Here is a 24,028-nt window from a genome sequence, read left to right on the forward strand (position 1 = left end):
ATATGAGGTGAAGTGTTTGAGAAAAAGCAAAAAATTCTCAAAGATTTTGATGTACTCATATAGATGAATTATGCTAGTAAGTTATAAATGGTTAAAAGAACTGGTTGATGTAGATGTGCTAAGTGAAGAATTAGCTGAAAAAATGTCAACAACAGGAATAGAAGTAGAAGGGGTTAGTTCACCTGCTGAGGGATTGTCAAATATTGTCGTTGGTGAAGTGGTCAGCTGTGAAGATGTGCCTGAGACACACTTGCATGTATGTCAAGTGAATGTGGGTGAAGAAGTGCTTCGCCAAATTGTTTGCGGCGCTCCGAATGTACGAGCAGGGATCAAGGTTATAGTGGCGCTTCCCGGAGCTCGTATTGCGGATAATTACAAGATTAAAAAAGGAAAAATTCGCGGTTTAGAATCTCTTGGAATGATTTGTTCTCTTGAAGAATTAGGTATCTCTGACTCGATTGTTCCAAAAGAATTTTCTGAAGGGATTCAAATTTTGCCAGAAGAAGCTGTCCCAGGGGATTTGGTTTTCCCTTATCTTGACTTGGATGATGAAATTATTGAACTTTCTATCACACCGAACCGTGCGGATGCTCTTTCAATGCGTGGGGTAGCATATGAGGTGGCAGCGATTTATGACAAACCAATTCATTTTCAAGATTTTCCGTTACTAGAGACAGATAGGCAAGCAGCAGAACAACTATCTGTTGCCATTGAAACAGAAAAGGCGCCTTTTTATGCAGTGCGTATTTTAGAGAATGTTACCATTACTCCAAGTCCGCAGTGGCTTCAAAATCTACTTATGAATGAGGGAATTCGCCCAATCAATAATGTAGTAGATGTGACAAATTATATGTTGCTATATTTTGGTCAACCAATGCATGCCTTTGATTTAGATACTTTCGAAGATAATCAAATTGTCGTACGTGAAGCGCGTGCAGGTGAAAAGTTAGTAACTCTTGATGATGAAGAGCGTGATTTAGAAACGAGTGATCTTGTTATTACCGTAGCAGATAAGCCTGTAGCATTGGCTGGTATTATGGGTGGAAGTGAAACGGAAATCTCCCCTAAATCAAGGCGTGTAGTGCTTGAGGCAGCAGTTTTTGATGGAACTTCCATTCGTCAGACGAGTGGGCGTCTCAATCTTCGCTCAGAATCATCCTCTCGTTTTGAAAAAGGAATTAACCTAGCAACAGTAACAGAAGCCCTCGATGCGGCAGCTAGCATGATTGCAGATCTTACAGGAGCAAATGTACAAGCTGGCATCGTCTTAGCAGGTCAAGTAGACACATCGGATGTTGAAGTTGCTTCAACATTGGTAGACGTCAACCGTGTGCTTGGAACAGAATTGACTTATACTGATATTGAAGATGTTTTTCGCCGTCTTGGTTTTGGTCTTACTGGTAATGCAGAGAAATTCACAGTGAGTGTGCCACCTCGTCGTTGGGATATTCATATTGAAGCTGACCTTTATGAAGAAATTGCACGTATTTATGGTTATGATAGATTGCCGGCAACATTGCCTAAAGATGATGGAACTGCTGGCGAATTAACAGAAACCCAAAAACTTCGTCGCAAAGTTCGTACTATTGCAGAAGGTGCTGGTCTGACGGAAGTCATCAGCTACGCCCTAACCACTCCTGAAAAAGCTATGCAATTTAGTATGAAGCCAAGTAACTTAACAGAATTGATGTGGCCAATGACAGTAGAACGCAGTGTTCTTCGGCAAAATATGGTAGCTGGTATTTTGGATACTGTTGCTTATAATATTGCACGAAAAAATAAAGATTTAGCACTGTACGAAATCGGAAAAATCTTCGAGCAAGCTGGAAATCCAAAAGCAGAATTGCCAACTGAAATCAATAGCTTTGCCTTTGCTTTGACAGGTTTGGTAGCTGAAAAAGATTTTCAAACTTCTGCTGTACCAGTTGATTTCTTTTATGCAAAAGGAGTTCTGGAAGTACTGTTTGATCGCCTAGGACTGAAAGTAGAATACACAGTGACGCAAGCATTAGCCAGCATGCATCCGGGACGTACAGCAGCTATTTTGCTGGACGGACAAGTCATTGGCTTTGTTGGTCAAGTTCATCCAGTAACTGCTAAGGATTATAATATCCCAGAAACGTATGTAGCAGAAATCAACCTAACAGCTATTGAAAAAGCGATTCAACCAGCAAAACCATTTGTAGAAGTTACTAAATTCCCAGCTGTAACACGTGATATTGCTTTGCTTCTTAAAGCAGAAATCAGCCACAAAGAGGTGGTTGCAGCTATTGAAGCTGCTCGTGTGAAGCGTTTGACAGATATTAAATTATTTGATGTTTTCTCAGGCGAAAAACTTGGGCTTGGTATGAAGTCCATGGCCTACACTTTGACTTTCCAAAATCCAGAGGATACTTTGGAAGATGAAGAAGTGGCTCGCTACATGGAAAAAATCCAAAAATCCCTTGAAGAAACGATTGGTGCAGAAGTGCGGTAATACTAGAACTAGGAGTGAGACAGAACTAAAAATTTTAGTTCTTAGTCTCACCCCTATTTTTATCTTGTAAATCTTTCTTCTTTTTTGACCACGAGCATTTTCAGTGATACGAAGGTTTTCAATGAAAAGTGTTTTGATCAGCATCAACACAAGATTTTGTGGCTCTTTCATGATACAAAAAGTGTCCTAAGATTTTACCTCTTATTTTCATAAACAAAGATAAGTGGATGGTCCTGAGACATCCATACTTTGAATTATTTATCATTGAATTTATGACCAGACTGTTTGGCCGGACTTTATGATGAGCAAGCAAGACTTACTCTAAAAGATGATTTAGTACGGAAATATCGCTTTGGATTGATTTTCTGCTGGGGCGTATTGAGCCTCCTGTTATAATTATTGAGGATTTTTATATGAAACAGTAGATGATGGTTAGTCATTTGTGTTAAGAAAACAAGATACAAAAAGAATCCGCAATATGCGAATTCTCATAATGGGAGCAGAATAATCTCATCAATTTTTAAAGTAAGGATGATTTTTTAAATTTTTAAAAATAGGAATAGTAACAAGACTAATTACGATAAGTTTTATGAGATCTGGTAGGATAAAAGGAATAATTCCAACAGTGATAGCTTTATCCAAACTAAATCTTGCTAATAACATTAAACCAAGTACACCGCCGATAAAAACCAAAGCATCTCCAAGTATATTTGCTAAGAATATCGTCAAAAAGCTACTATTTTTTGATGTTAGACTGGCAGTTACCAGAGCATAAAACAAATAAAACCAGAGATAACCTGCATTTGGGCCGACAAGTGCTTGTAATCCGCCGCTTCCGCCTGCAAAAACAGGGAGTCCAATAGCACCTAAAAGAAGATAAAGTGTAACTGCTAATAGAGCTTCTTTTCGATGAAAAATAGTGGCTACTAAGCCAACTGCCATATTTTGCAGAGCAAAAGGAACTGGACCGATAGGAATTGTAATTTGAGCAAGGATGGCTATTAAAGCTGCACCAACAGCTGGTAAAATAACAGTGAATGATTTTTTCATTATTGTAACCCTTCGTTTTATAATATGGTAACTATTATAAGGTAAATATAAAAAATGTCAAGTAATAAATAAAAAGGTGAAAGTATAAACTGAATTCACCTTTTGTCGAAGTAGTTATTTTTTGCGGTATATTATTTTTCCTCTATTTTTGCTGCGAAAGTATAGTATCAAAAATGCAATTAGTTCAAAGATATTTAAAAAGATAAGTAAGGTAGTTACAAGAACTATTTTTACTTTTTGCATAGGAAAACCTCCTAAAATAGGTTTGATATGATCAGAACAATGATTTACATCTTTATCGACTAAAAAATCAAAAGAAAAAGGAGCCTTAGAAAATGTGGAGTTAGCGGATAAACTAAAGTCTATCTGCAATCCTGGCTATTGAAATAAGGTTGGAAAAATTCTAAGAGCAAGACATTTATGGGAATTGTTTCCACTCTCAGCGCATGGTAACAAATTCTTCTGATCCAGTAGGATGGATGGCAACGGTCGCATCAAAATCTGCTTTGGTCGCTCCCATTTTAATAGCAACTGCAAACCCTTGAATCATTTCATCAACACCGTAGCCAATTCCGTGAAGCCCAATGACTTTCTCTTCTGTTCCTGTTGTAATCAGTTTGAACTTAGCTTGTTGTCTGTGTTGGGTGACAGCTGAATACATGGAAGTAAAACCAGAGGTATAAATATGGAGATTTTCTGCTCCATATTGTTGGATTGCCTGTTCTTCAGTCAAGCCAACGGTTCCAATCGCTGGATGAGAGAAGACAACAGTTGGAATGATAGAGTAATCCATTTTAGCTTCAGTTTTTCCATTAAACAAGCGCTCTGCTAAGGTACGCCCTGCCTTGATAGCAACAGGGGTTAATTCTTTTTCTCCTGTAACATCTCCTAGAGCATAAATACCTTGTGTTGCTGTATTTTGAAATTCATCAACTGAGATAAAACCACGAGGATTTAAAGTGACGCCAGTCGCTTCTAAATTTAATCCTTTGGTGTTGGCAGTCCGCCCTGTTGCCCAGATGATATGCTGAGCGATATGACTCGTTCCGTCCTCAAAAGTAATGTGAATCAAACCATTCTCATATCTTTCAAGTTTTTCTGGTATTTTGTGGATATGTAGAGTGGGACCTGATTTCTTCATTTCTTCTACAAGGCCTTCTATGATATAAGCATCAAAATTGCGGAGAGGACGATCCCGACGAACAAAAAGATCTGTTTTTACGCCTAAAGCATGCAGAAGTCCAGCTAGTTCAACTGCGATATAGCCTGCACCAAGAATGGCAACGGATTGCGGGAGTTCTTCCCATGCAAAGACATCGTCACATCGTCAGAAGTTTCACCTAATTCTGCTCCAGGGATTGCTGGAATATGGGGGTGGGCACCAGTTGCGATAACAATATGTTTAGCTTGAATGATCTCGCCATTTACTTCAACTGTATTGCGGTCTATGAATTTGGCACGACCTTTAATCACCTCAACTCCATTCCGAGTGAAACTATTATGGTAAGAATGGCGTGCACGGTCAATATATGCTTCGCGATTCTTTCGAAGTGTCCTAAAATCAAATTGCTGATTATCTGAAGTAAATCCATAATCTGGTCCATAGTCTTGAATAGCTTCGGCAATTTGTGCACCATACCACATGATTTTTTTTGGAACGCAACCGACGTTGACACAGGTGCCTCCTAATTTCTTTTCTTCAATAACGGCAGCTTTTGCACCATGTTCTCCAGCACGGTTCATGGTTGCTATTCCTCCGCTACCGCCACCAATGGCAATGATATCAAATGTTCTCATACGAGTCTCCTTTTTATCTGTAGTATGAAATTATTGTAACGTTTTTAGAAAATGATTGCAAAAATCTGCTACAAAACGTGATAGAAAACTTGCTTATTCCATTGTATCACATGGTTAATACAGACGAAGTAATGAAAAAGGGAGACAAATGTTAAAAGAGTCAGATATTTCTTGGAACGACTATCTTGTTTTAAAATTATATGTTATAACAAAAAGAAGAAATCGTTTTCATTAGGAGGAAAAAGAGCTGAAAAGATTGAAGAAGTAGTTGTTTAGCCTGATTGGTGTGACTTCAATCTGCTTTTTGAAATGCCTGCTGGGATAACGCCTCTTGTTGGTGGCATTGGGGTTATGAATAGTATGGTAGAGCGGGTTTGTGAAATTGGTTTTCGAAAAGTATTTGGAGCAACTCGTGGAAATATTTGGATGCAATTTGTCATAGAATAGATAGTATTGACAGCAATTGAATTCTTGTTTTATAGATAAAAAGCTGTCTTTTATAGTATGGAAAAGAAGGAAAAAACTCCAACAGCTACTCATCTTTTAGTGAGTTACTCGTTGGAGTTTTTATGATATATAAGCTAGTTTAGTGTGACACACGTTTACGAGCCGCTTTTTTACGATTTTCTTCAATAAAAGCTGCTTTCTTTTCTTCAGGTTCGATTACTTTTTTCTTAAATGTATAAACTGCACCTGCAACAGCAGCAACAGTACCAGCAACCCCAGTAACAACCCCTTTAACAAATCCTTTAGCCATTAGATTTCTCCTTTTTTGAACTTTATTTATGTTATAATATATAGTAACGAAAAATTAAATTTTTTTCAAGGGAAAAGATGAAAACAAAGGTAATTGTGATTATAGGCCCTACAGCAGTAGGGAAGACATCTCTTAGTATAGAAATTGCAAAACGTTTTAATGGTGAGATTATTAGCGGTGATAGTCAGCAAGTCTATAAAAAACTGGATATAGGAACGGCTAAAATCACTCCAGAAGAGCAAGAGGGGATTCCTCATTATTTGATAGATGTGCGAGAAGTGAGTGAAGCTTATTCAGCTTTTGATTTTGTAAAGGAGGCAGAAACTGCTATTAAAACGATTGTAGCGAAAGGAAAAATACCTATCATTGTGGGAGGAACAGGGCTTTATATTCAAAGTCTACTGGAAGGCTATCATTTGGGTGGTTCAGCTTCTCGTGAGGATATTTTAGCCTATCGATCAGAGTTAGATACTTTAACGGATGAGGAATTGTTTAGCAAAATAGCAAAGCTGGGATTGACTATTCCCCAGATGAACCGTAGGAGAGCTATGCGAACATTAGAAATTGCTCATTTGGGGAAGGACCTTGAAAACAAACAGTCTGATTATGATGCCCTGCTAATTTGTCTAGATGATGCCCGAGAAGTTCTCTATGAGCGTATCAATCAGCGGGTGGATCTAATGCTGAAGGCTGGGCTTTTAGAAGAGGCAAAGTGGCTTTATGATTATTATCCGCATGTTCAAGCTAGTAAGGGAATTGGCTACAAGGAACTTTTCCCTTACTTTGCTGGGGAGCTGACCTTGGAGGAAACTACGGATAAAATAAAGCAACATACTCGTCGCTTTGCCAAACGCCAGCTAACTTGGTTTCGCAACCGCATGAATGCAGCCTTTTATCAGGTTTCAAAACCGAAGGACAAAGAGCGGATGATGCAGGATATAAAGGAATTTATGAATGATTGAAACAGAAAAACAGCAGGAACGAGTCATCCTCATCGGAGTAGAATTGCAAGGAATAGATAATTTCTCCCTGTCTATGGAAGAATTAGCCAGTCTAGCCGGAACTGCTGGTGCTCAAGTGGTGTCCTCTTACATTCAGAAACGAGAAAAGTATGATAGCAAGACTTTTATTGGTGCTGGAAAATTAGAAGAAATAAAACACATGGTAGAGGCAGATGAGATCTCCACCGTAATTGTCAACAATCGTTTGACACCTCGTCAGAATATCAATTTGGAAGAGATTCTAGGGGTCAAGGTTATTGATCGTATGCAGTTAATTTTGGATATTTTTGCTATGCGAGCTAGGAGTCATGAAGGGAAGCTTCAAGTGCATTTGGCTCAGCTAAAGTACTTATTGCCGCGACTGGTTGGACAGGGTATTATGCTTAGCCGTCAGGCTGGGGGAATTGGTTCTCGTGGCCCCGGTGAAAGTCAGTTAGAACTCAATCGTCGTAGTGTTCGTAATCAGATTTATGATATTGAGCGACAACTCAAAATTGTAGAAAAAAATCGAGCAACTGTGCGGGAAAAACGTTTGGATTCTAGTGTTTTTAAAATCGGTCTGATTGGTTATACTAATGCTGGAAAGTCCACGATTATGAATGCCTTGACGAACAAGAATCAATATGAGGCAGATGAGCTTTTTGCCACTTTAGATGCGACAACTAAAGGTGCTAATCTGACGGGGAGGCTGAATGTAACATTGACGGATACGGTTGGTTTTATTCAGGATTTGCCGACTGAGTTAATATCTAGCTTCAAATCGACCTTAGAAGAGAGCAAAAATGTGGATCTTTTGGTTCATGTGATTGATGCCAGTGATCCGAATCACGAGGAACATGAAAAAACGGTCTTGGCAATTATGAAAGACTTGGATATGCTAGATATTCCTCGCTTGACTCTTTATAATAAAGCTGACAAAGCAGAAAATTTTCTTCCAACTTTAACTCCCTATGTCTTGATTTCGGCAAAGATGGAAAATAGCAGAGCAGTCTTACAAGAAGCTCTATTGGATAAGATGCGAGAACTATTTGTTCCTTTTTGTATCAAGGTTGGCTCTAGCAAGGCCTATAAGTTGTATGAATTGGAAAGTCTAGCAATTATCGATAAGAGAGAGTATGTGGAAGAAAGTGAAGTGATTTCTGGCTATATAGCAGAAAAAAATAAATGGAGACTAGAAGAATTTTATGACTGATTATATCAATTTAGCGCTTAAATACGGTGGCTTTACGAGTTTAGATCGTATTTATCTAGAAAAAGTTTTGGATAAGCTGTCCAATTCGCAAAAGTTGACTTTTATCACACCGCCACCTAGTGTAATCAATGCGTATTTTTCTGAACTCTACCAAAAAAAGAGTCCAGAGGCAGCAACGGATTATTTTTTAGAATTGAGTAAGGAATTATTACTTTTTAACAGCTCTCCTAATTTTGAGGAGGAAAAGCCTTTTATCCGACTGAATCTTTCAGGTAAATCTTATGGTTTTTGTTTTGAAAACGAAGATGGAATTGGATTAATTTTTCCAGAAATTCCAGAGGTGATTGAGCCGGATTTACTCTTTGACATTGCTCAACTTTTCCCTCATTATCTAGTTTATGAAGATGGAAAAGTTATTCGGATAATACCGGCTGCTCCTGAAGAAATTGTGCAAAAGCAGGCGCTTTCCGCTCTAACTGACTGCTATGAATTGGCGGATGGGCGGATAAAACTGGAAGGCTATAACCAGGAAGAGTTAAGTCAGCTGGCTCAAACCTATTCCGGTCAGCTTTATTATCGTTCTCAGAATCGCTCTGCGATGATTTATATTAAGAAAAAATAGAAAGAAAAAGATGCAACTACAATTTTTAGGTACAGGAGCTGGTCAGCCTTCTAAGGCTCGTAATGTTTCTAGTCTGGTTTTGAAACTATTGGATGAAATCAATGAAATTTGGATGTTTGATTGTGGTGAAGGAACCCAGAATCGCATTTTAGAGACGACGATTCGTCCCAGAAAGATTAGAAAGATTTTTATCACTCATTTGCATGGGGATCATATTTTTGGCCTACCGGGCTTTTTATCCACTCGATCATTTCAAGCTAATGAAGAGCAAACAGATATTGAAATATATGGACCGATTGGCATTAAAAATTTTGTCATGACGAGTCTGCGAGTGTCGGGTTCGCGCCTACCTTATCGGATTCATTTTCACGAATTTGACGAAAAACACTTAGGGAAAATTTTAGAAACCGATAAATTTACAGTTTATGCAGAGAAACTAGACCATAGCATTTTTTGTGTGGGTTACCGCATTATGCAGAAAGATTTGGAAGGTACGTTGGATGCTGAGAGGCTGAAAGCTGCTGGTCTTCCTTTTGGCCCTCTTTTTGGTAAGGTAAAAAACGGGGAAGATGTAGTGCTAGCAGACGGAACAAAAATTATAGCAGCAGATTATATTTCAGCTCCGAGACCCGGTAAGGTTATCACTATTCTGGGTGATACACGTAAAACGCATGCTAGTGTAAGACTTGCTATCAATGCGGATGTATTGGTTCACGAATCCACTTATGGTAAAGGAGATGAAATAATTGCCAAAAATCATGGCCACTCTACCAATCTACAAGCAGCAGAAGTCGCTAAAGAGGCGGGTGCTAAGCGTCTCTTGCTTAATCATATTAGCGCACGTTTTCTCTCAAAAGATATTGGTAAAATGCGTAGCGATGCTAGTTCCATTTTTAAAAATGTCCACTTAGTAAAAGATTTAGAAGAGGTGGAATTATAAAATTCTGCTAAGATAGCTCTTGAAATTTGCAAGAAAGAGGAAATGATGAATCTATTATTTGTTAGACATGGAAAAGATTCTGACCAACATAGAGGAGGATGGAGTCAACTTGATTTGCTTTCTGAGGGAAAAAGGGAAGCAGAAACATTGGCAAATTACTTAGCTCAACACAAAGAAAACTATCACTTTACAAAAGTGATTACGAGTGATTTGAAAAGAGCTGAGACGACTGCAATGACTTTAGCAGAGAAGCTTCAGCTGCCATTGGAGAAAGTAAGAGACTTACGCGAAACAAATAATGGCGATTTGGCAGGAATGTTAAATAGCGAGGCTGATCAAAAATTTCCTCATCTTTATTTTAGAAGTCTTGCAATGGACGAGCATTATCCAAATGGAGAAAGCCCGATAGAATTTTATCAACGGATAAAAACTTGGTTTGAACTTTTTTTGAAGGAAAATCATAACTCAGATGAGACACAAATTGTGGTTATACATGGTGGAGTACTCAACATTATTTATCATTTGGTGAACCAGATAGAATGGACGAATAAAAGCGATTTATTTCACGCCAAGCATTGCAGCATTAGTTTAGTGAATACAGAAACGTTTAGATTTGAGATCGAAAACCAGACAGATTTTCTAAAAGAAAAATAAGGAGAGTATATGCGAACAATCGTTATCACAGGAGCCAGTGGCGGTGTGGCTCAAGGAATGGTGAAGTTGTTGCCAAATGATCAGCTGATTTTAGTAGGACGCAATCGGGAAAAATTAGTAAAGCTTTATTCAAATCATGCACATTGCGAATTCGTTGAGTTGGATATTACGAATGACCAATCTTTAGAAACCTTTACTAAAGAACTATACAGTAAGTATGCACAGGTAGATGTTCTCGTTAACAATGCTGGTTATGGGATTTTTGAAGAATTTGACAAGATTAGCAACGAGGATATTCATGCCATGTTTGAAGTTAATACCTTTGCTCTTATGAATCTATCTCGTCTCTTTGGGGAGAGAATGAAGCAAGCGGGACGTGGGCATATTGTCAATATTGTTAGTACAGCTGGGTTGATTGCTAGTGCTAAATCTAGTCTCTACTCAGCTACTAAGTTTGCTGGAATTGGTTTTTCCAATGCTTTGCGTTTAGAGTTGATGCCTTACAATGTCTATGTGACGACGGTTAATCCAGGACCGATTAAGACGGCTTTCTTTGACAAAGCTGACCCCGATGGTAGTTATGTTAAGGCGGTTGATAAATACATTTTAGAAGCAGATACTGTTGCTAAGCAGATTGTGAACAATTTTGGGAAAAAGAAGCGAGAGTTGATCATGCCTTTCACACTGAAGGCGGCTCACAAGCTCTATACGCTTTTTCCCAACCTTGGTGACAAACTAGCCAGTAAAATGTTCAATTATAAGTAGGAGACGTTTATGGACGTGGCAGCTTACAAGGAATTTTTAAATCAACCATGGGGGAAGCTTTATTATGAGATTCTATTTGCTCAGTTAGCACATATAAAAAATACAAAGGTACTAGATTTTGGGAGTGGTTTTGGTTTGGTAGCGGATTTTTTGGCACAAAACAATCAGGTAATAGCTATAGAACCAAATGACGAGATGATTGCAGAACGTCAGCAGAAATTCCATTATCAGCAACTACAAGGCAGTCTAGAAATGTTGAAAGATATTCCAAGTGCTCATTTTGACCTCATTGTCTGCCATAATGTTCTGGAGTATGTGGATATTCCGGCTCTTTATCTAGCTGAATTTAGCAGATTGTTGAAAAAAGGCGGACAAATTTCGCTCGTTAAACACAATGAAGTGGGGCGAATTATGCAGACAGTAGTGTTTGCAAATGATACAAATTTAGCATTAGATTTATTATCAGGGCAGTCTTATCAATCGCATACAATGGGGCAAGCAACCTATTATGATTTAGCAGACTTATTACAAAAGGTCACGTCTGAATTAACTGTTCAGAATTATCAAGGAATTCGAATTTTTTATGGCTTGCAAGGCAATGCAGTTAAAACAGCAGTCGCTTGGCGGGAAAAGATGTTGAAAATAGAACTTGCAGTTTGCCAACAGTCCCCTTATCGAGATATTGCTGCTTTTCAGCATATTTGGCTGCAAAAAGGATTCAAGAATGATTCATTATGTTGAAAATAAACAAATAACTGTTGAGGACTTACTTCCGCTTTATCAATCTGTTGGTTGGAGTAACTATACGGATTATCCAGAGCGACTAGAGCGAGCCTTTCAAAATTCTCTTTACACTGTAGCAGCGTATGACAATGACTGTCTTGTCGGTCTTCTTAGAGCAGTAGGAGATGGAGTTTCTGTTCTTTTTATCCAAGACCTACTGGTTCTACCAAATTATCAGAGACAAGGCATCGGACGTAAACTCTTACAGACTACTCTGGAAGAATGGTCAGATGTTTATCAGATTGAGTTAGTGACAGATCAATCTGATAAGATGCTATCTTTTTATTAAGGCCTCGGATTTCGAAAACTGTCTGATTCAAATTGTACAGGTTTGATTTATGTAGGATAGCTTAAAATGCTATATGTATAAAATTAGAAGTTCAGACTAGTGAAAGCTAGTCTTTTCGTGTTATAATAAAAGTTATATTGTAAAAGAAAGATGATTTCATGATTACATCAAAATATGATTGGCAAATTGCTACAAATTTTTCAGATGAGGGCTTTATCAAACAAGCTCAAAAACTCGGATTGGAACCTTCGGTAGCCAATTTGGTATACCAGAGAGGGATTCAGACAGAAGAAGCACTGCGAGACTTTCTAGAAGCTAGTTTAGACAAGCTACACGATCCTTATGAACTTCATGATATGGAGAAGGCAGTAGTACGCATTCGTCAAGCGATTGAAAACTATGAGCAGATTTTGATCTATGGCGATTATGATGCAGATGGGATGACTTCAGCTTCTATTGTTAAAGAAGCGTTAGAACAATTGGGAGCGGAGTGTCAAGTCTATTTACCCAATCGATTTACAGATGGTTATGGACCTAATGCTAGTGTTTACAAGTATTTTATTGAAAATCAAGAAGTCTCACTCATTATTACAGTGGACAATGGTGTTGCAGGACATGAAGCAATTGAGTTAGCCCAGTCCATGGGAGTGGATGTCATCGTAACAGATCACCACTCTATGCCCGAGGAGCTGCCAAATGCCTATGCTATCGTCCATCCGGAACATAGCGGAGCAGATTACCCTTTCAGGCATCTGGCTGGCTGTGGGGTGGCTTTTAAGTTAGCGACTGCTCTTTTAGAGGAAGTGCAGATTGAGTTGTTGGATCTAGTCGCTATCGGCACTATTGCGGATATGGTCAGCTTGACAGGTGAGAATCGGATTTTGGTCAAATATGGCTTATCTATTTTGAAAACCACTCAGCGCATCGGCTTGCAAGAACTTTTTAAGGTTTCGGGCATTCAGGAAGATGAAGTAGATGAAGAAATAGTTGGTTTTCAGATAGCTCCTAGACTCAATGCTCTAGGTCGATTGGATGATCCAAATCCTGCTATTGAACTTCTGACTGGTTTTGATGAAGAAGAAGCGCGTGACATCGCCCTGATGATTAATCAGAAAAATGACGAACGCAAGGAGATGGTGCAGCATATCTATGATGAAGCTAAGTTTATGATCGATCCTAAGAAACCTGTTCAGGTCCTAGCTGGCAAGGGTTGGAATCCAGGTGTTTTGGGAATTGTAGCAGGGCGACTTTTAGAAGAGCTGCATCAGCCGATTATCGTGTTGAATATTGAAAATGGTTTAGCAAAAGGTAGTGCTCGCAGCATTGAAGCAGTTGATATTTTTGAAGCTCTAGATCCTCACCGAGAGTTATTTGTAGCTTTTGGTGGGCATGCTGGGGCAGCTGGCATGACTCTTGACGCCAGTCGATTAGAAGAACTCAGTCAGGTTTTGACGGCCTATATTGAAAATAATCAGCTGGATTTGTCTACTAAGAATGACCTTTTTTTGGATGAAGAACTAGCTTTGCCAGATCTGACGCTGGAAACTCTTAAAAACTTTGAAAAACTTGCTCCTTTTGGTATGGATAATAAAAAACCTGTTTTCTATTTAAAAGATTTTAAAGTTGAAAATGCTCGTACTATGGGGGCAGGAAATGCTCACCTGAAACTAAAAATTTCTCAGGCTGATGTTGCTTTTGATGTAATAGCTTTTGGACAAGGCGAACTTGCCACAGAATTTTCTCAAACTAAAAATTTAGAGTTAGCAGTGACTCTGTCGGTCAACAAATGGAATGGTCAGACTAGTCTGCAACTTATGTTGGTAGACGCTCGAGTCAACGGAATTCAGCTCTTTAATATTCGAGGTAAAAATGCTCGCTTACCTGAAAATGTACCTATTCTGCGTTTTTCAGAAGAAATACCTGATTTGGGAAATAGTAGATCAGTTGTGGTCTATGACGTCCCCAATCAACTAGAACAACTAAAAATGATTATTCAACAAGGACATTTTGAAGCCATTTACTTTAAAAATGAGATTGTTCACCCCTATTATCTGACAGGTTTTGGAACGAGAGCCCAATTTGCCAAACTCTATAAAACGATTTATCAGTTTCCGGAGTTTGATATACGTTATAAACTAAAAAAGTTGGCTGCTTATCTCAACATTGATTCAATTCTACTCATAAAGATGATTCAAATTTTTGAAGAACTGGGTTTTGTAACGGTTCAAGATGGAGTGATGCGAGTTAACAAGGAAGCAGAAAAAAAGGCTATTGAGAGTAGTCATATTTATCAAGAACTCAAAAAAATAGTCAAGGAGCAGGAACTGATGGCTCTAGGAACTGTTCAAGAAATTTATGATTATCTGATGGAAAAGGATGAATGTTCAAACTAGATGATCGATAGATTCTTTATGGTAAAGAACATGTCTTTGTAGCTAATACCTGAAATGAGCTATGAAGCTTTAAATAATGAAAAAGTCATGAGCAAGATGAAGTTCATGACTTTCTTTTATTAAGTTGTCACTATTGAATTGTTTGAGTTATTGCAAAATCACTTTTGAATAATTTTCTGATTGTTATATTTTCATCAATGTGAAGATCTTGTAACAATGCTTGAGCACACTCCATCTTCAAATCTACCTAAAAAGATTTAAAATACTGCAATGCATCTTTGACTTTCATGTTTTCATTTAGGTAAGTCGTATCTGGTAAATAAAATACATTTTTTTAGCTTCTGGTGATGGTTGGAGTCCATTGATGAGAACTTTTCCATCATTTGACTGGAGCAGCCCATTGCTGAGTTTAATCATCGTTGTCTTTCCAGATCCATTTGGACCGAGTAAGCCAATAATTCCCAGTTTCGATTTCAAATCCTCTTCAGATAATTTTTGTCTAGATTTCGAAATCAAGTCATAACATTTGTAACAAAGCGTCCTGCTGTGCATTGAGAGTAGACAAATCCTTCTTGTTCCAAGTCAGATAAAGCTCGTTGGATTGCATTCGGATTGACTCTGGCTTTAGCAGCTAATTCTCTGGCAGCAAGTAATTTTTCTTCAGCTTGTAATTGACTAGAGATGATTTGTAATTTTATTCTGTTCATGATTTGTAAATAAATGGGCAGATTATTATGAAAAGCTCAACTCATGATTCTTCCTTTCTGTATTTTTTTCTTTAGCAAGCAAAATAGAAATTTAGTATAATAGAAAAAGAGAAGAATCAAAGGAGAAGACCATGATTGCTCAGTTAGATACCAAAACGGTTTATACCTTTATGGATAGTTTAATTTCGATAAAGAAATATGTAAAAACAGCTAAAAGTTTAGGATATCAAGCTCTAGGGATGATGGACATTGACAATCTCTATGGAGCTTATCATTTTATGGAAATTGCGACTGAGCAAGGAATTCAGCCGCTTTTAGGTGTGGAAATGACCTTGGAGTATGTTGATGTTCCTCTGAATCTTCGTTTTTTAGCTCTCGATAGTCAAGGTTATCGCAATTTAATGAAACTGTCCACATTGAAAATGATAGGAAAAAGAAAGTGGGAAGAATTTCAACATTTATTAGAAGGAGTAGCCATTATTGTGCCTGTGTTTGAAGGTATCGAGGCTTTAGACTTGGGACGGGAATTTTATATTGGCGTATTTCCTGATACTCCAAAGCAAGTGTTCCACCATACAACTGTACCTTTGCATACTGTTCGCTATTTTGATACAGGGGATTTAGAGACTTTACAAATGCTGTGTGCTATTCGGGAAAATAGCAGTTTGCGGGAAGTTAGAAATTTACCCACTCACGAGTATTTCTTATCATTAGAGCAATTCACACAGGCCTTTCAAGAAAATTTCCCAGAAAGTCTAGATAATTTGGAGCAGTTGGTTTCAAACATTCATTATGAAATTAATACAGAGCTAAAATTACCACGCTTTAATCCAGAACGTTTAGCGGTAGAAGAGTTACGAGAAAAGGCAGAAACAGGGTTAGAGAGAAAAGGTTTGGGAACCTCCATTTATAAAGAACGCTTGGAGCAAGAGCTGTCTGTCATCCACCAAATGGGCTTTGATGATTACTTTTTGATTGTGTGGGATTTACTGCGTTTTGGTCGTAGCCAAGGCTACTATATGGGTATGGGACGTGGATCTGCTGTTGGAAGTTTAGTTGCCTATGCGCTAGATATTACAGGAATTGATCCTGTCGAAAAAAATCTCCTTTTTGAGCGCTTTTTAAATGTAGAACGTTATACAATGCCTGATATTGATATTGACATTCCTGACGTCTATCGACCAGAGTTTATCCGTTATGTTCGTGATCGGTATGGAACCATGCATGCGGCTCAAATCGTGACATATTCGACTTTTGGAGCCAAGCAAGCAATTCGTGATGTTTTTAAGCGTTACGGTGTTCCAGAGTATGAATTGACTAATATCACCCGTAAAATTAGTTTTCGAGATAGCTTGACATCGGCTTATGAAAAAAATATTTCTTTTCGACAGGTTATCAACAGCAAATTAGAATATCAAAAAGCCTTTGAAATTGCGAAAAAAATTGAAGGAAATCCGCGCCAGACCTCTATTCACGCAGCAGGTGTGGTAATGAGTGATAATGACCTGACAGATCACATCCCACTTAAATATGGGGAAGATATGTACATCACACAATACGATGCGCATGGTGTTGAAAGTAATGGTTTGCTCAAAATGGACTTTCTTGGCTTGCGCAACCTGACCTTTGTTCAACGAATGAAAGAAGCAGTTTTGGAGAAGTACAGTGTCGCTATTAATATTGCAAAGATTGACCTGGAGGATACTATAACCTTGCAGCTTTTTGCAGCGGGTAGAACCAAGGGTATTTTTCAATTTGAGCAAGCAGGCGCTATTAACCTTTTGAAGCGTGTTCAGCCTGTGCAATTTGAAGAAATCGTTGCCACTACATCACTCAACCGTCCGGGAGCTAGTGATTATATAGATAATTTTGTAAAAAGGAAGCATGAGCAAGAAAAGGTAGAAATGCTGGATCCAACTTTGGAGGATATTTTACTACCAACCTATGGTATTATGCTTTATCAAGAGCAGGTAATGCAAGTAGCACAACGATTTGGAGGTTTTTCTCTTGGGAAAGCTGATGTTTTACGTCGTGCTATGGGTAAAAAAAATGCTGCCGAAATGCACAAAATGGAAGCAGAGTTTATCGCGGGTGCTCGAAAGTTTGGCCATTCTGAAACCAAAGCAAAAGAAGTGTTTGCAGTTATGGAAAAGTTTGCAGGTTATGGTTTCAATCGCAGTCATGCTTATGCTTACTCTGCACTTGCTTTTCAGTTGGCTTATTTCAAGGCACACTATCCAGATATTTTCTTTGATATTATGCTGAATTATTCAAGTAGTGACTATATTACAGATGCTTTAGAGTTCGGCTTTCAAATTGCTTCTTTAAATATCAACAACATTCCTTATAGAGATAAAATTCAAGACAAGCATATTTATTTAGGACTAAAAAATATTAAAGGTCTGCCACGCGATGTTGCTTATTGGATTATTGAAAATCGTCCATTTTCAAATGTAGAAGACTTCATCTTGAAATTACCAACACAGTATCATAAGGTCCAGCTGCTAACTCCTTTAGTAGAAGTTGGTTTATTTGATATATTTGAAAAAAATCGCCAAAAAATCTTGCAAAATCTTCCGAACCTGTTTGTCTTTGCCAATGAACTGGGCAGCCTGTTTGCAGATACGAGTTATAGCTGGATAGACGGAGAAGATTACACAGAAGCAGAGAAATTCGAACTAGAAAAGAAAATTATTGGAGTTGGTTTGAGTGAACATCCTTTGGTAAAGTTTACAAAAGCTGCTGATCACGCCTTTATACCAATTCAAGACTTGGTTGAAAACAGTTTGGCAACGATTTTAGTAGAGATTTTATCTATCCGTATCATTCGCACCAAAACAGGTGAGAATATGGCATTCTTGCAAGTGAGTGATGCTAAAATAAAAATGGAAGTGACAGTCTTTCCAGACGTTTTTAAACAGTTGAGCAAAGGTTTGCACGAAAAAGGCTTTTATTATCTGACTGGTCGAGTTAAAAAACGTGAGGATCGTTTACAGATGATTTTAAATGGTTTGCAGGAAGTTGTCACAGAACGCTTTTGGATACAAGTAGAAGATCACGGATATGATGCAGAAATATCTGATATTTTACAGCAATTTCGAGGAGATATTCCAGTCGTTATCCGTTATGAAAATGAAAGAAAGACAGTAGCAATTCCTCAATATCGTGTTCAAAAATCAGAGAAATTACAAGAAGAATTGAAGAAAATAACCATGAAAACGATTTATCAATAAAAAATTAGGAAAAAAGAAGAATTTTGATTTTGATTGTGGTATAATCAAGGGTGAATGTAAAAAGAAAAAGGAGCACAAACGAATGAAACGTATTGCTGTTTTGACTAGTGGTGGTGATGCCCCTGGTATGAACGCTGCTATCCGTGCAGTTGTTCGCAAAGCAATTTCAGAAGGAATGGAAGTTTATGGCATCTATGACGGCTATGCTGGTATGGTTGCTGGTGAAATTTATCCACTTGATGCTGCATCGGTTGGGGATATTATTTCACGTGGTGGTACTTTCCTTCACTCGGCTCGTTATCCAGAGTTTGCCCAATTAGAAGGACAATTAAAGGGAATTGAGCAACTAAAAAAACATGGCATTGAAGGAGTTGTGGTTATCGGTGGTGACGGTTCTTATCATGGGGCTATGCGTTTGACAGAACATGGCTTCCCTGCTGTTGGATTACCGGGTACGATTGATAATGACATTGTTGGTACAGATTTCACAATTGGTTTTGATACTGCTGTAACGACGGCAATGGATGCAATTGACAAGATTCGTGATACATCATCTAGTCATCGTCGTACTTTTGTTGTTGAAGTAATGGGACGTAATGCTGGAGATATTGCTCTCTGGGCTGGTATTGCTACAGGTGCTGATGAAATCATCGTTCCTGAAGAAGACTTCAAAATCGAAGATATTGTAGCTAGTATTAAACGTGGCTACGAAGAAGGAAAGAAACATAACATTATCGTTCTTGCAGAAGGTGTCATGTCTGCGGATGAATTTGGTAAAAAGTTAAAAGAAGCTGGTGATGTGAGTGATCTTCGTGTAACGGAACTTGGACATATTCAACGTGGTGGTTCACCAACTGCCCGTGACCGTGTTCTTGCTTCACGTATGGGAGCACATGCTGTTAGTTTGCTTAAAAAAGGGATTGGCGGTGTTGCAGTTGGTATTCGCAACGAACAAATGGTTGAAAATCCAATTTTAGGTACAGCAGAAGAAGGTGCTTTGTTTAGTTTAACAGAAGACGGTAAGATTATTGTTAATAATCCACATAAAGCTGATCTTGATCTTGCTAAATTAAACCGTAGCATTTCAATGTAATTTTAATTTGTTATTCTGGTCATAAAGACCATTAAATATAAAGGAGTTTTCATATATCATGAATAAACGTGTAAAAATCGTTGCAACTTTAGGTCCTGCGGTAGAAATCCGTGGTGGTAAAAAATTTGGTGAAGATGGATATTGGAGTGAAAAACTTGATGTTGAATCATCTGCACAAAATATCGCTAAATTGATTGAGGCCGGAGCAAACACTTTCCGTTTCAACTTCTCACATGGTGACCACGCAGAACAAGGTGACCGTATGGCTACTGTTCATCGTGCCGAAGAAATTGCTGGTCAAAAAGTTGGTTATCTTCTTGACACAAAAGGTCCTGAAATTCGTACAGAATTATTTGAAGGCGACGCTAAAGAATACTCTTACAAAACGGGTGAAAAGATCCGTGTTGCAACTAAACAAGGTATTAAATCTACTCGCGAAGTTATCGCTTTGAATGTTGCAGGTGGCCTTGATATTTATGACGATGTTGAAGTTGGAAAACAAGTTCTTGTTGACGATGGAAAACTTGGCCTTCGTGTTATTGCAAAAGATCCTGCTACACGTGAATTTGAAGTAGAAGTTGAAAACGACGGTGTTATCGCTAAACAAAAAGGTGTTAATATTCCAAATACAAAAATTCCTTTCCCAGCACTTGCTGAACGTGATAATGACGATATTCGCTTTGGTTTAGAACAAGGAATCAACTTCATTGCTATTTCATTTGTACGTACTGCAAAGGATGTCAATGAAGTTCGTGCAATCTGTGAAGAGACTGGTAATGGACATGTGAAATTGTTTGCTAAAATCGAAAATCAACAAGGTATCGAAAACTTGGATGAAATCATCGAAGCTGCTGACGGTATCATGATTGCTCGTGGTGACATGGGTATCGAAGTACCATTTGAAATGGTTCCAGTTTACCAAAAAATGATTATCACAAAAGTCAATGCTGCTGGTAAAATTGCTATTACAGCAACAAATATGCTTGAAACAATGACTGAAAAACCACGTGCTACTCGTTCAGAAGTATCAGATGTGTTCAATGCTGTTATTGATGGAACAGATGCGACAATGCTTTCAGGTGAATCTGCAAATGGTAAATATCCACTTGAATCTGTAACGACAATGGCAACAATTGATAAAAATGCTCAAACTCTCTTGAATGAATATGGACGTTTGTCATCAGTTGACTATGCTCGTAGCTCTAAGACAGAGGTTGTTGCTTCAGCTGTTAAAGATGCTACAAACTCAATGGACATCAAATTGGTTGTGACAATTACTGAAACAGGTAACACTGCACGTTTGATTTCTAAGTATCGTCCTGATACTGATATTTTAGCAGTAACATTTGATGAATTGACTCAACGTTCATTGATGTTGAATTGGGGTGTCATTCCAGTTGTAACTGAAAAACCTGCATCAACTGATGATATGTTTGAAGTTGCTGAAAAAGTTGCTCTTGCAAGTGGTCTTGTGGAATCTGGCGACAATATTGTGATTGTGGCTGGTGTACCAGTTGGAACTGGTGGAACAAACACTATGCGTATTCGTACAGTACGTTAATTTGTCTTATTATAAAGAAAAGAACCTTATCAGTCAACGGTTTTATCGCTTGATTGATAAGGCTTTTTACTTGTAAATAAAAAACAGGAATAGGAATTAACTTTTTCCACCTTTGTTTATTTTCTGAAAACATGATATAATGATAAAAGGAGAGGAGAGAGAATGGTAAAGAGAGATTTAATTAGAAATGTTATTTTTTTATCTGTCATCGCAATAACGATCGTTTGTCTGCGAATTTTTATTTTTACACCGTATAGCATTACTACAAAAGATGCGAATCATTTTTTACAAGAGAAAGATGTTGTCATTGCTAATAAAAATGAACAGATAAAAAGAGATGACTTTGTATTATACGAGGTGAAAGGGAAAAAGCATGTCGGACGTGTTATTGGCGTAGGAAATGATTCTGTCGTCTACATGGATGATGTACTTTACTTGAATAATAAAATCAAGTCAGAAGATTATTTAACAAAAGATAAGGAAAAATACTTAGCAAAAGCTAATAATACTGGTTATTTTACTCATGATTTTACTATCCAGACATTGACCAAATCGAATACAAATAAAATTCCAACGCAGTCTTATTTGATTTTAAATGATAATCGGCAAAATATGGAAGATAGTCGAAAGTTTGGTTTGATTTCTAAGAAACAGATCAAAGGAGTTATCTCATTTAGAGTACTTCCGCTTCAAGAATTTGGATTTATAAAAACAAAATAGTTTTTTCTATTTTGTTTTTTTTTATTCTTTAGAACATACACTTTTTATGAGAATCATTGATTTCTATGTATATATTTGCAATATAATGCTGATGATATAAAAAATTTGTATAATAATAAATATTTATTTAGGAGGTGTATGCATACATTATATTTTTGAAGCTTACATCATTTCAAACGATATGGTTTATTATTTTGCCTTAAGTTATCAAGGTGGTCCTTCCAAGCATCTTGAACGAAGTACTGATGTTCGTAAAAGATAGGTCTCTTGTTTATGCTCTTGGTATTTCTGACTTTATCTTAGCTAGTCGGACTGTAGCCAATCGTGATGCAAGTTTAGCACTGATGTTTATGGCAGGGGCTATTACCTTATCTTGATTGGTTTTATAAAGATATTGCAATCGATGAAGTCAAAAATGAGAGAGTACTTGATTTAATGTGCAAATCACCTACAGAAAAATGAAAGCAATAATGAGAGCCTATTCTAGGAATACTGTTTTAGTGAGGGAATTGTGACTGTTAATTTGTTGATTATGAGAATAGAGTGATAAATTATTTCATCTTATTGATAATTTCCTCAATAAAATCGACTAGGATACTATTTTCCCAGTCGATTTGTTTAAGTATAGTACCGAATCGATCTAGCAGAGCGAGATAATATAAACAGATTCTATTCTTGTTTATTCTCTTTTTTTCGTGTTTCTTGGTGGAAAATATTTTGCCATGTTTCATGACGGCGCCAAAGACTTGTGTGGATAATTCCATTTTCTTCATAACAAATGAGTTTGGTTTTTTGGCTGATAGAAGTTAGTTGGAAATTTTTAATAGGAGATTGCTTTCCTTTTTCGATTTGAAATTCTTTTTTATTTAGTTGGCTGCCGTCTTCAGAAATGTAAATAAATTCAGGTGCAAGTAAATCTTCTAATTGACTTCCCTGCTCCACCAATTGTTCTCTCATAAATAGTTTTCGATAAACATTGTCTAATATTTCATCTTCAGGAATAGGAGCGGGCTCAATGTGGATATCGATATCAAAAACTCCAAAGCGTTCTTTAAGCACGTTTTCAACCTGATCAGCAATCTCGTGGCTTTCATAGACAGATAAGTCAGGGCTCATCTCTAAAATGAGATTAAGGTAGATATTGCTGCCGTAGGTACGCCCTCTTTGTGATTTGACACGAGAGATTTTCGGAATTTCTAAAATGGCTTCTTTATATTCTTTTAAAAGATTTTCATCAAAACCGTCTGACAAACTAAAAGAAGATTCCATAAAAATTTCGTAAGCTGTTTTAAGAATGAAGAAAGTGATAATGATGGCAACCAACTGATCTACAATTGGAAAATGCAAAGCGTTTGCGATGATTGCAATTGTTGTGCCAAGTGAGGTAATAGCATCAGATAAATTGTCTTTTGCAGCAGCATCAAGCGCTTTAGAATGTGCTTTTTTTGCTAAGGATTTGTTGTAAAAATACACTCCTAGCATCATCAAAGCAGAGATAATCCCAACCATAGCTCCTAAAGGATCAATGGTTGTTTCTTGTCGTGAAATAATCTTTTGAACAGTATCAATTAAAACATCAAATCCAACAAAAAACATAATAAGAGATGTGACAAGACTTGCAAGATCCTCCATTTTCCAGTGACCAAATTTATGATCAGTGTCAGCTGGCTCACGTGCCATACGTAGTCCAATCAAGACGGCAATATTAGCCACAATATCTGAAACATTGTTAAAACCATCGGCTGTCAAACTGGAGGATTGTAAGGTAGAGCCAGCAATAATTTTAGCAATTGATAAGACGATGTAGGTTACAATAGCTAAAATAGCACCGCGCTCTGCGAGTTTAAGATTTTTTGCTGGATTATTCATAAGTTTTCCTTTCAGAAAATTTATTATAACGCTTTTTACGTGATTTTTCAAACTTTTATGAACCGAGAAATAAAGCAATATTCTTTCTAGTTTAGCTTACGAGTGATTTTTGTTATAATAGAACCA

17 protein-coding genes and 5 pseudogenes are annotated in these 24,028 nt (G+C 37.5%); 16 read left to right on the forward strand and 6 right to left on the reverse strand.

Annotation, left to right across the window (positions count from 1 at the left end; all coding sequences use genetic code 11):
* Positions 1-70: 70 nt before the first annotated feature.
* On the forward strand, positions 71-2,476 hold the full coding sequence (gene pheT / locus PCY10_RS01025) for a phenylalanine--tRNA ligase subunit beta (RefSeq protein ID WP_021002554.1): 2,406 nt from the start codon (positions 71-73) through the stop codon (positions 2,474-2,476).
* Positions 2,477-2,989: 513 nt separating this feature from the next.
* Here the strand turns inward: pheT and PCY10_RS01030 are convergent.
* A complete protein-coding gene (locus PCY10_RS01030) occupies positions 2,990-3,526 on the reverse strand; it encodes a biotin transporter BioY (protein ID WP_021002555.1) in 537 nt (178 codons plus the stop codon).
* Between the two features lie 439 nt (positions 3,527-3,965).
* Positions 3,966-5,323: pseudogene (gene gorA, locus PCY10_RS01035) on the reverse strand (glutathione-disulfide reductase).
* A 315-nt stretch (positions 5,324-5,638) separates the two neighbouring features.
* Between gorA and PCY10_RS01040 the strand changes: the two are divergent.
* Positions 5,639-5,767, forward strand: a pseudogene (locus PCY10_RS01040) (ABC transporter permease); the annotation flags it as partial.
* A gap of 142 nt (positions 5,768-5,909) precedes the next feature.
* On the opposite strand, the gene PCY10_RS01045 reads toward PCY10_RS01040, so the two are convergent.
* On the reverse strand, positions 5,910-6,080 hold the full coding sequence (locus PCY10_RS01045) for a DUF3042 family protein (protein ID WP_003024081.1): 171 nt from the start codon (positions 6,078-6,080) through the stop codon (positions 5,910-5,912).
* A 77-nt stretch (positions 6,081-6,157) separates the two neighbouring features.
* Between PCY10_RS01045 and miaA the strand changes: the two genes are divergently transcribed.
* The 9 genes from miaA (at position 6,158) to recJ (ending at position 14,719) form a co-directional block, all read left to right on the forward strand.
* Positions 6,158-7,042, forward strand: a complete 885-nt coding sequence (miaA, locus tag PCY10_RS01050; protein WP_021002557.1) for a tRNA (adenosine(37)-N6)-dimethylallyltransferase MiaA — start codon at positions 6,158-6,160, stop codon at positions 7,040-7,042.
* Positions 7,035-8,273 (forward strand): GTPase HflX, encoded by a 1,239-nt coding sequence (gene hflX, locus PCY10_RS01055; RefSeq protein ID WP_021002558.1) that lies wholly within the window; start codon positions 7,035-7,037, stop codon positions 8,271-8,273. Before miaA ends, hflX begins: the two co-directional genes overlap by 8 nt.
* The gene (locus PCY10_RS01060; protein WP_021002559.1) at positions 8,266-8,895 is read left to right on the forward strand and encodes a hypothetical protein; all 630 of its coding nucleotides are present in this window, start codon (positions 8,266-8,268) and stop codon (positions 8,893-8,895) included. Before hflX ends, PCY10_RS01060 begins: the two co-directional genes overlap by 8 nt.
* Before the next feature lie 10 nt (positions 8,896-8,905).
* Positions 8,906-9,835, forward strand: a complete 930-nt coding sequence (gene rnz / locus PCY10_RS01065; RefSeq protein ID WP_009568980.1) for a ribonuclease Z — start codon at positions 8,906-8,908, stop codon at positions 9,833-9,835.
* Between the two features lie 45 nt (positions 9,836-9,880).
* Complete coding sequence (locus PCY10_RS01070; RefSeq protein WP_021002560.1) at positions 9,881-10,489, forward strand: histidine phosphatase family protein; 609 nt, start codon at positions 9,881-9,883, stop codon at positions 10,487-10,489.
* A gap of 9 nt (positions 10,490-10,498) precedes the next feature.
* Positions 10,499-11,254 carry an SDR family oxidoreductase gene (locus PCY10_RS01075; RefSeq protein WP_301558746.1) on the forward strand — a complete coding sequence of 252 codons (756 nt, stop codon included), beginning with the start codon at positions 10,499-10,501 and terminating at the stop codon, positions 11,252-11,254.
* Between the two features lie 9 nt (positions 11,255-11,263).
* On the forward strand, positions 11,264-11,995 hold the full coding sequence (locus tag PCY10_RS01080; RefSeq protein WP_301558747.1) for a class I SAM-dependent methyltransferase: 732 nt from the start codon (positions 11,264-11,266) through the stop codon (positions 11,993-11,995).
* Positions 11,979-12,326 (forward strand): GNAT family N-acetyltransferase, encoded by a 348-nt coding sequence (locus PCY10_RS01085; RefSeq protein WP_301558748.1) that lies wholly within the window; start codon positions 11,979-11,981, stop codon positions 12,324-12,326. The genes PCY10_RS01080 and PCY10_RS01085 overlap by 17 nt, the downstream gene beginning before the upstream one ends.
* A 158-nt stretch (positions 12,327-12,484) precedes the next feature.
* Positions 12,485-14,719 (forward strand): single-stranded-DNA-specific exonuclease RecJ, encoded by a 2,235-nt coding sequence (gene recJ / locus PCY10_RS01090; RefSeq protein WP_301558749.1) that lies wholly within the window; start codon positions 12,485-12,487, stop codon positions 14,717-14,719.
* Between the two features lie 163 nt (positions 14,720-14,882).
* Here the strand turns inward: recJ and PCY10_RS01095 are convergent.
* Positions 14,883-15,181, reverse strand: a pseudogene (locus tag PCY10_RS01095) (ATP-binding cassette domain-containing protein); the annotation flags it as partial.
* Between the two features lie 9 nt (positions 15,182-15,190).
* Positions 15,191-15,426: pseudogene (locus tag PCY10_RS01100) on the reverse strand (GntR family transcriptional regulator); the annotation flags it as partial.
* 131 nt (positions 15,427-15,557) lie between these two features.
* On the opposite strand from PCY10_RS01100, the gene PCY10_RS01105 reads away from it, so the two are divergent.
* From PCY10_RS01105 to PCY10_RS01125, 5 genes and pseudogenes are all read left to right on the forward strand, one after another.
* Positions 15,558-18,659 carry a DNA polymerase III subunit alpha gene (locus PCY10_RS01105; RefSeq protein WP_301558750.1) on the forward strand — a complete coding sequence of 1,034 codons (3,102 nt, stop codon included), beginning with the start codon at positions 15,558-15,560 and terminating at the stop codon, positions 18,657-18,659.
* An 82-nt stretch (positions 18,660-18,741) separates the two neighbouring features.
* Positions 18,742-19,752, forward strand: coding sequence for a 6-phosphofructokinase (pfkA, locus tag PCY10_RS01110; RefSeq protein ID WP_003032502.1), 1,011 nt, complete (start codon positions 18,742-18,744; stop codon positions 19,750-19,752).
* A 58-nt stretch (positions 19,753-19,810) separates the two neighbouring features.
* Positions 19,811-21,313 carry a pyruvate kinase gene (gene pyk / locus PCY10_RS01115; RefSeq protein WP_003072239.1) on the forward strand — a complete coding sequence of 501 codons (1,503 nt, stop codon included), beginning with the start codon at positions 19,811-19,813 and terminating at the stop codon, positions 21,311-21,313.
* Between the two features lie 162 nt (positions 21,314-21,475).
* Complete coding sequence (gene lepB, locus PCY10_RS01120; protein ID WP_082312289.1) at positions 21,476-22,033, forward strand: signal peptidase I; 558 nt, start codon at positions 21,476-21,478, stop codon at positions 22,031-22,033.
* Positions 22,034-22,209: 176 nt separating this feature from the next.
* Positions 22,210-22,469, forward strand: a pseudogene (locus tag PCY10_RS01125) (amino acid ABC transporter permease); the annotation flags it as partial.
* Positions 22,470-22,702: 233 nt separating this feature from the next.
* Here the strand turns inward: PCY10_RS01125 and PCY10_RS01130 are convergent.
* Positions 22,703-23,902, reverse strand: a complete 1,200-nt coding sequence (locus PCY10_RS01130; RefSeq protein WP_301558751.1) for a cation diffusion facilitator family transporter — start codon at positions 23,900-23,902, stop codon at positions 22,703-22,705.
* Positions 23,903-24,028 lie beyond the last annotated feature (126 nt).

It is taken from the genome of Streptococcus sp. SI1 (genome assembly GCF_030439945.1).
In the GTDB taxonomy this organism is placed as follows: Bacteria; Bacillota; Bacilli; order Lactobacillales; family Streptococcaceae; genus Streptococcus; species Streptococcus intermedius.

Bases quoted from the DNA above. Each gene is read 5' to 3' on its own strand.
- pheT (WP_021002554.1), top strand. From the start codon at position 71: ATGCTAGTAAGTTATAAATGGTTAAAAGAACTGGTTGATGTAGATGTG.
- PCY10_RS01030 (WP_021002555.1), bottom strand. From the start codon at position 3,526: ATGAAAAAATCATTCACTGTTATTTTACCAGCTGTTGGTGCAGCTTTA.
- PCY10_RS01045 (WP_003024081.1), bottom strand. From the start codon at position 6,080: ATGGCTAAAGGATTTGTTAAAGGGGTTGTTACTGGGGTTGCTGGTACT.
- miaA (WP_021002557.1), top strand. From the start codon at position 6,158: ATGAAAACAAAGGTAATTGTGATTATAGGCCCTACAGCAGTAGGGAAG.
- hflX (WP_021002558.1), top strand. From the start codon at position 7,035: ATGATTGAAACAGAAAAACAGCAGGAACGAGTCATCCTCATCGGAGTA.
- PCY10_RS01060 (WP_021002559.1), top strand. From the start codon at position 8,266: ATGACTGATTATATCAATTTAGCGCTTAAATACGGTGGCTTTACGAGT.
- rnz (WP_009568980.1), top strand. From the start codon at position 8,906: ATGCAACTACAATTTTTAGGTACAGGAGCTGGTCAGCCTTCTAAGGCT.
- PCY10_RS01070 (WP_021002560.1), top strand. From the start codon at position 9,881: ATGAATCTATTATTTGTTAGACATGGAAAAGATTCTGACCAACATAGA.
- PCY10_RS01075 (WP_301558746.1), top strand. From the start codon at position 10,499: ATGCGAACAATCGTTATCACAGGAGCCAGTGGCGGTGTGGCTCAAGGA.
- PCY10_RS01080 (WP_301558747.1), top strand. From the start codon at position 11,264: ATGGACGTGGCAGCTTACAAGGAATTTTTAAATCAACCATGGGGGAAG.
- PCY10_RS01085 (WP_301558748.1), top strand. From the start codon at position 11,979: ATGATTCATTATGTTGAAAATAAACAAATAACTGTTGAGGACTTACTT.
- recJ (WP_301558749.1), top strand. From the start codon at position 12,485: ATGATTACATCAAAATATGATTGGCAAATTGCTACAAATTTTTCAGAT.
- PCY10_RS01105 (WP_301558750.1), top strand. From the start codon at position 15,558: ATGATTGCTCAGTTAGATACCAAAACGGTTTATACCTTTATGGATAGT.
- pfkA (WP_003032502.1), top strand. From the start codon at position 18,742: ATGAAACGTATTGCTGTTTTGACTAGTGGTGGTGATGCCCCTGGTATG.
- pyk (WP_003072239.1), top strand. From the start codon at position 19,811: ATGAATAAACGTGTAAAAATCGTTGCAACTTTAGGTCCTGCGGTAGAA.
- lepB (WP_082312289.1), top strand. From the start codon at position 21,476: ATGGTAAAGAGAGATTTAATTAGAAATGTTATTTTTTTATCTGTCATC.
- PCY10_RS01130 (WP_301558751.1), bottom strand. From the start codon at position 23,902: ATGAATAATCCAGCAAAAAATCTTAAACTCGCAGAGCGCGGTGCTATT.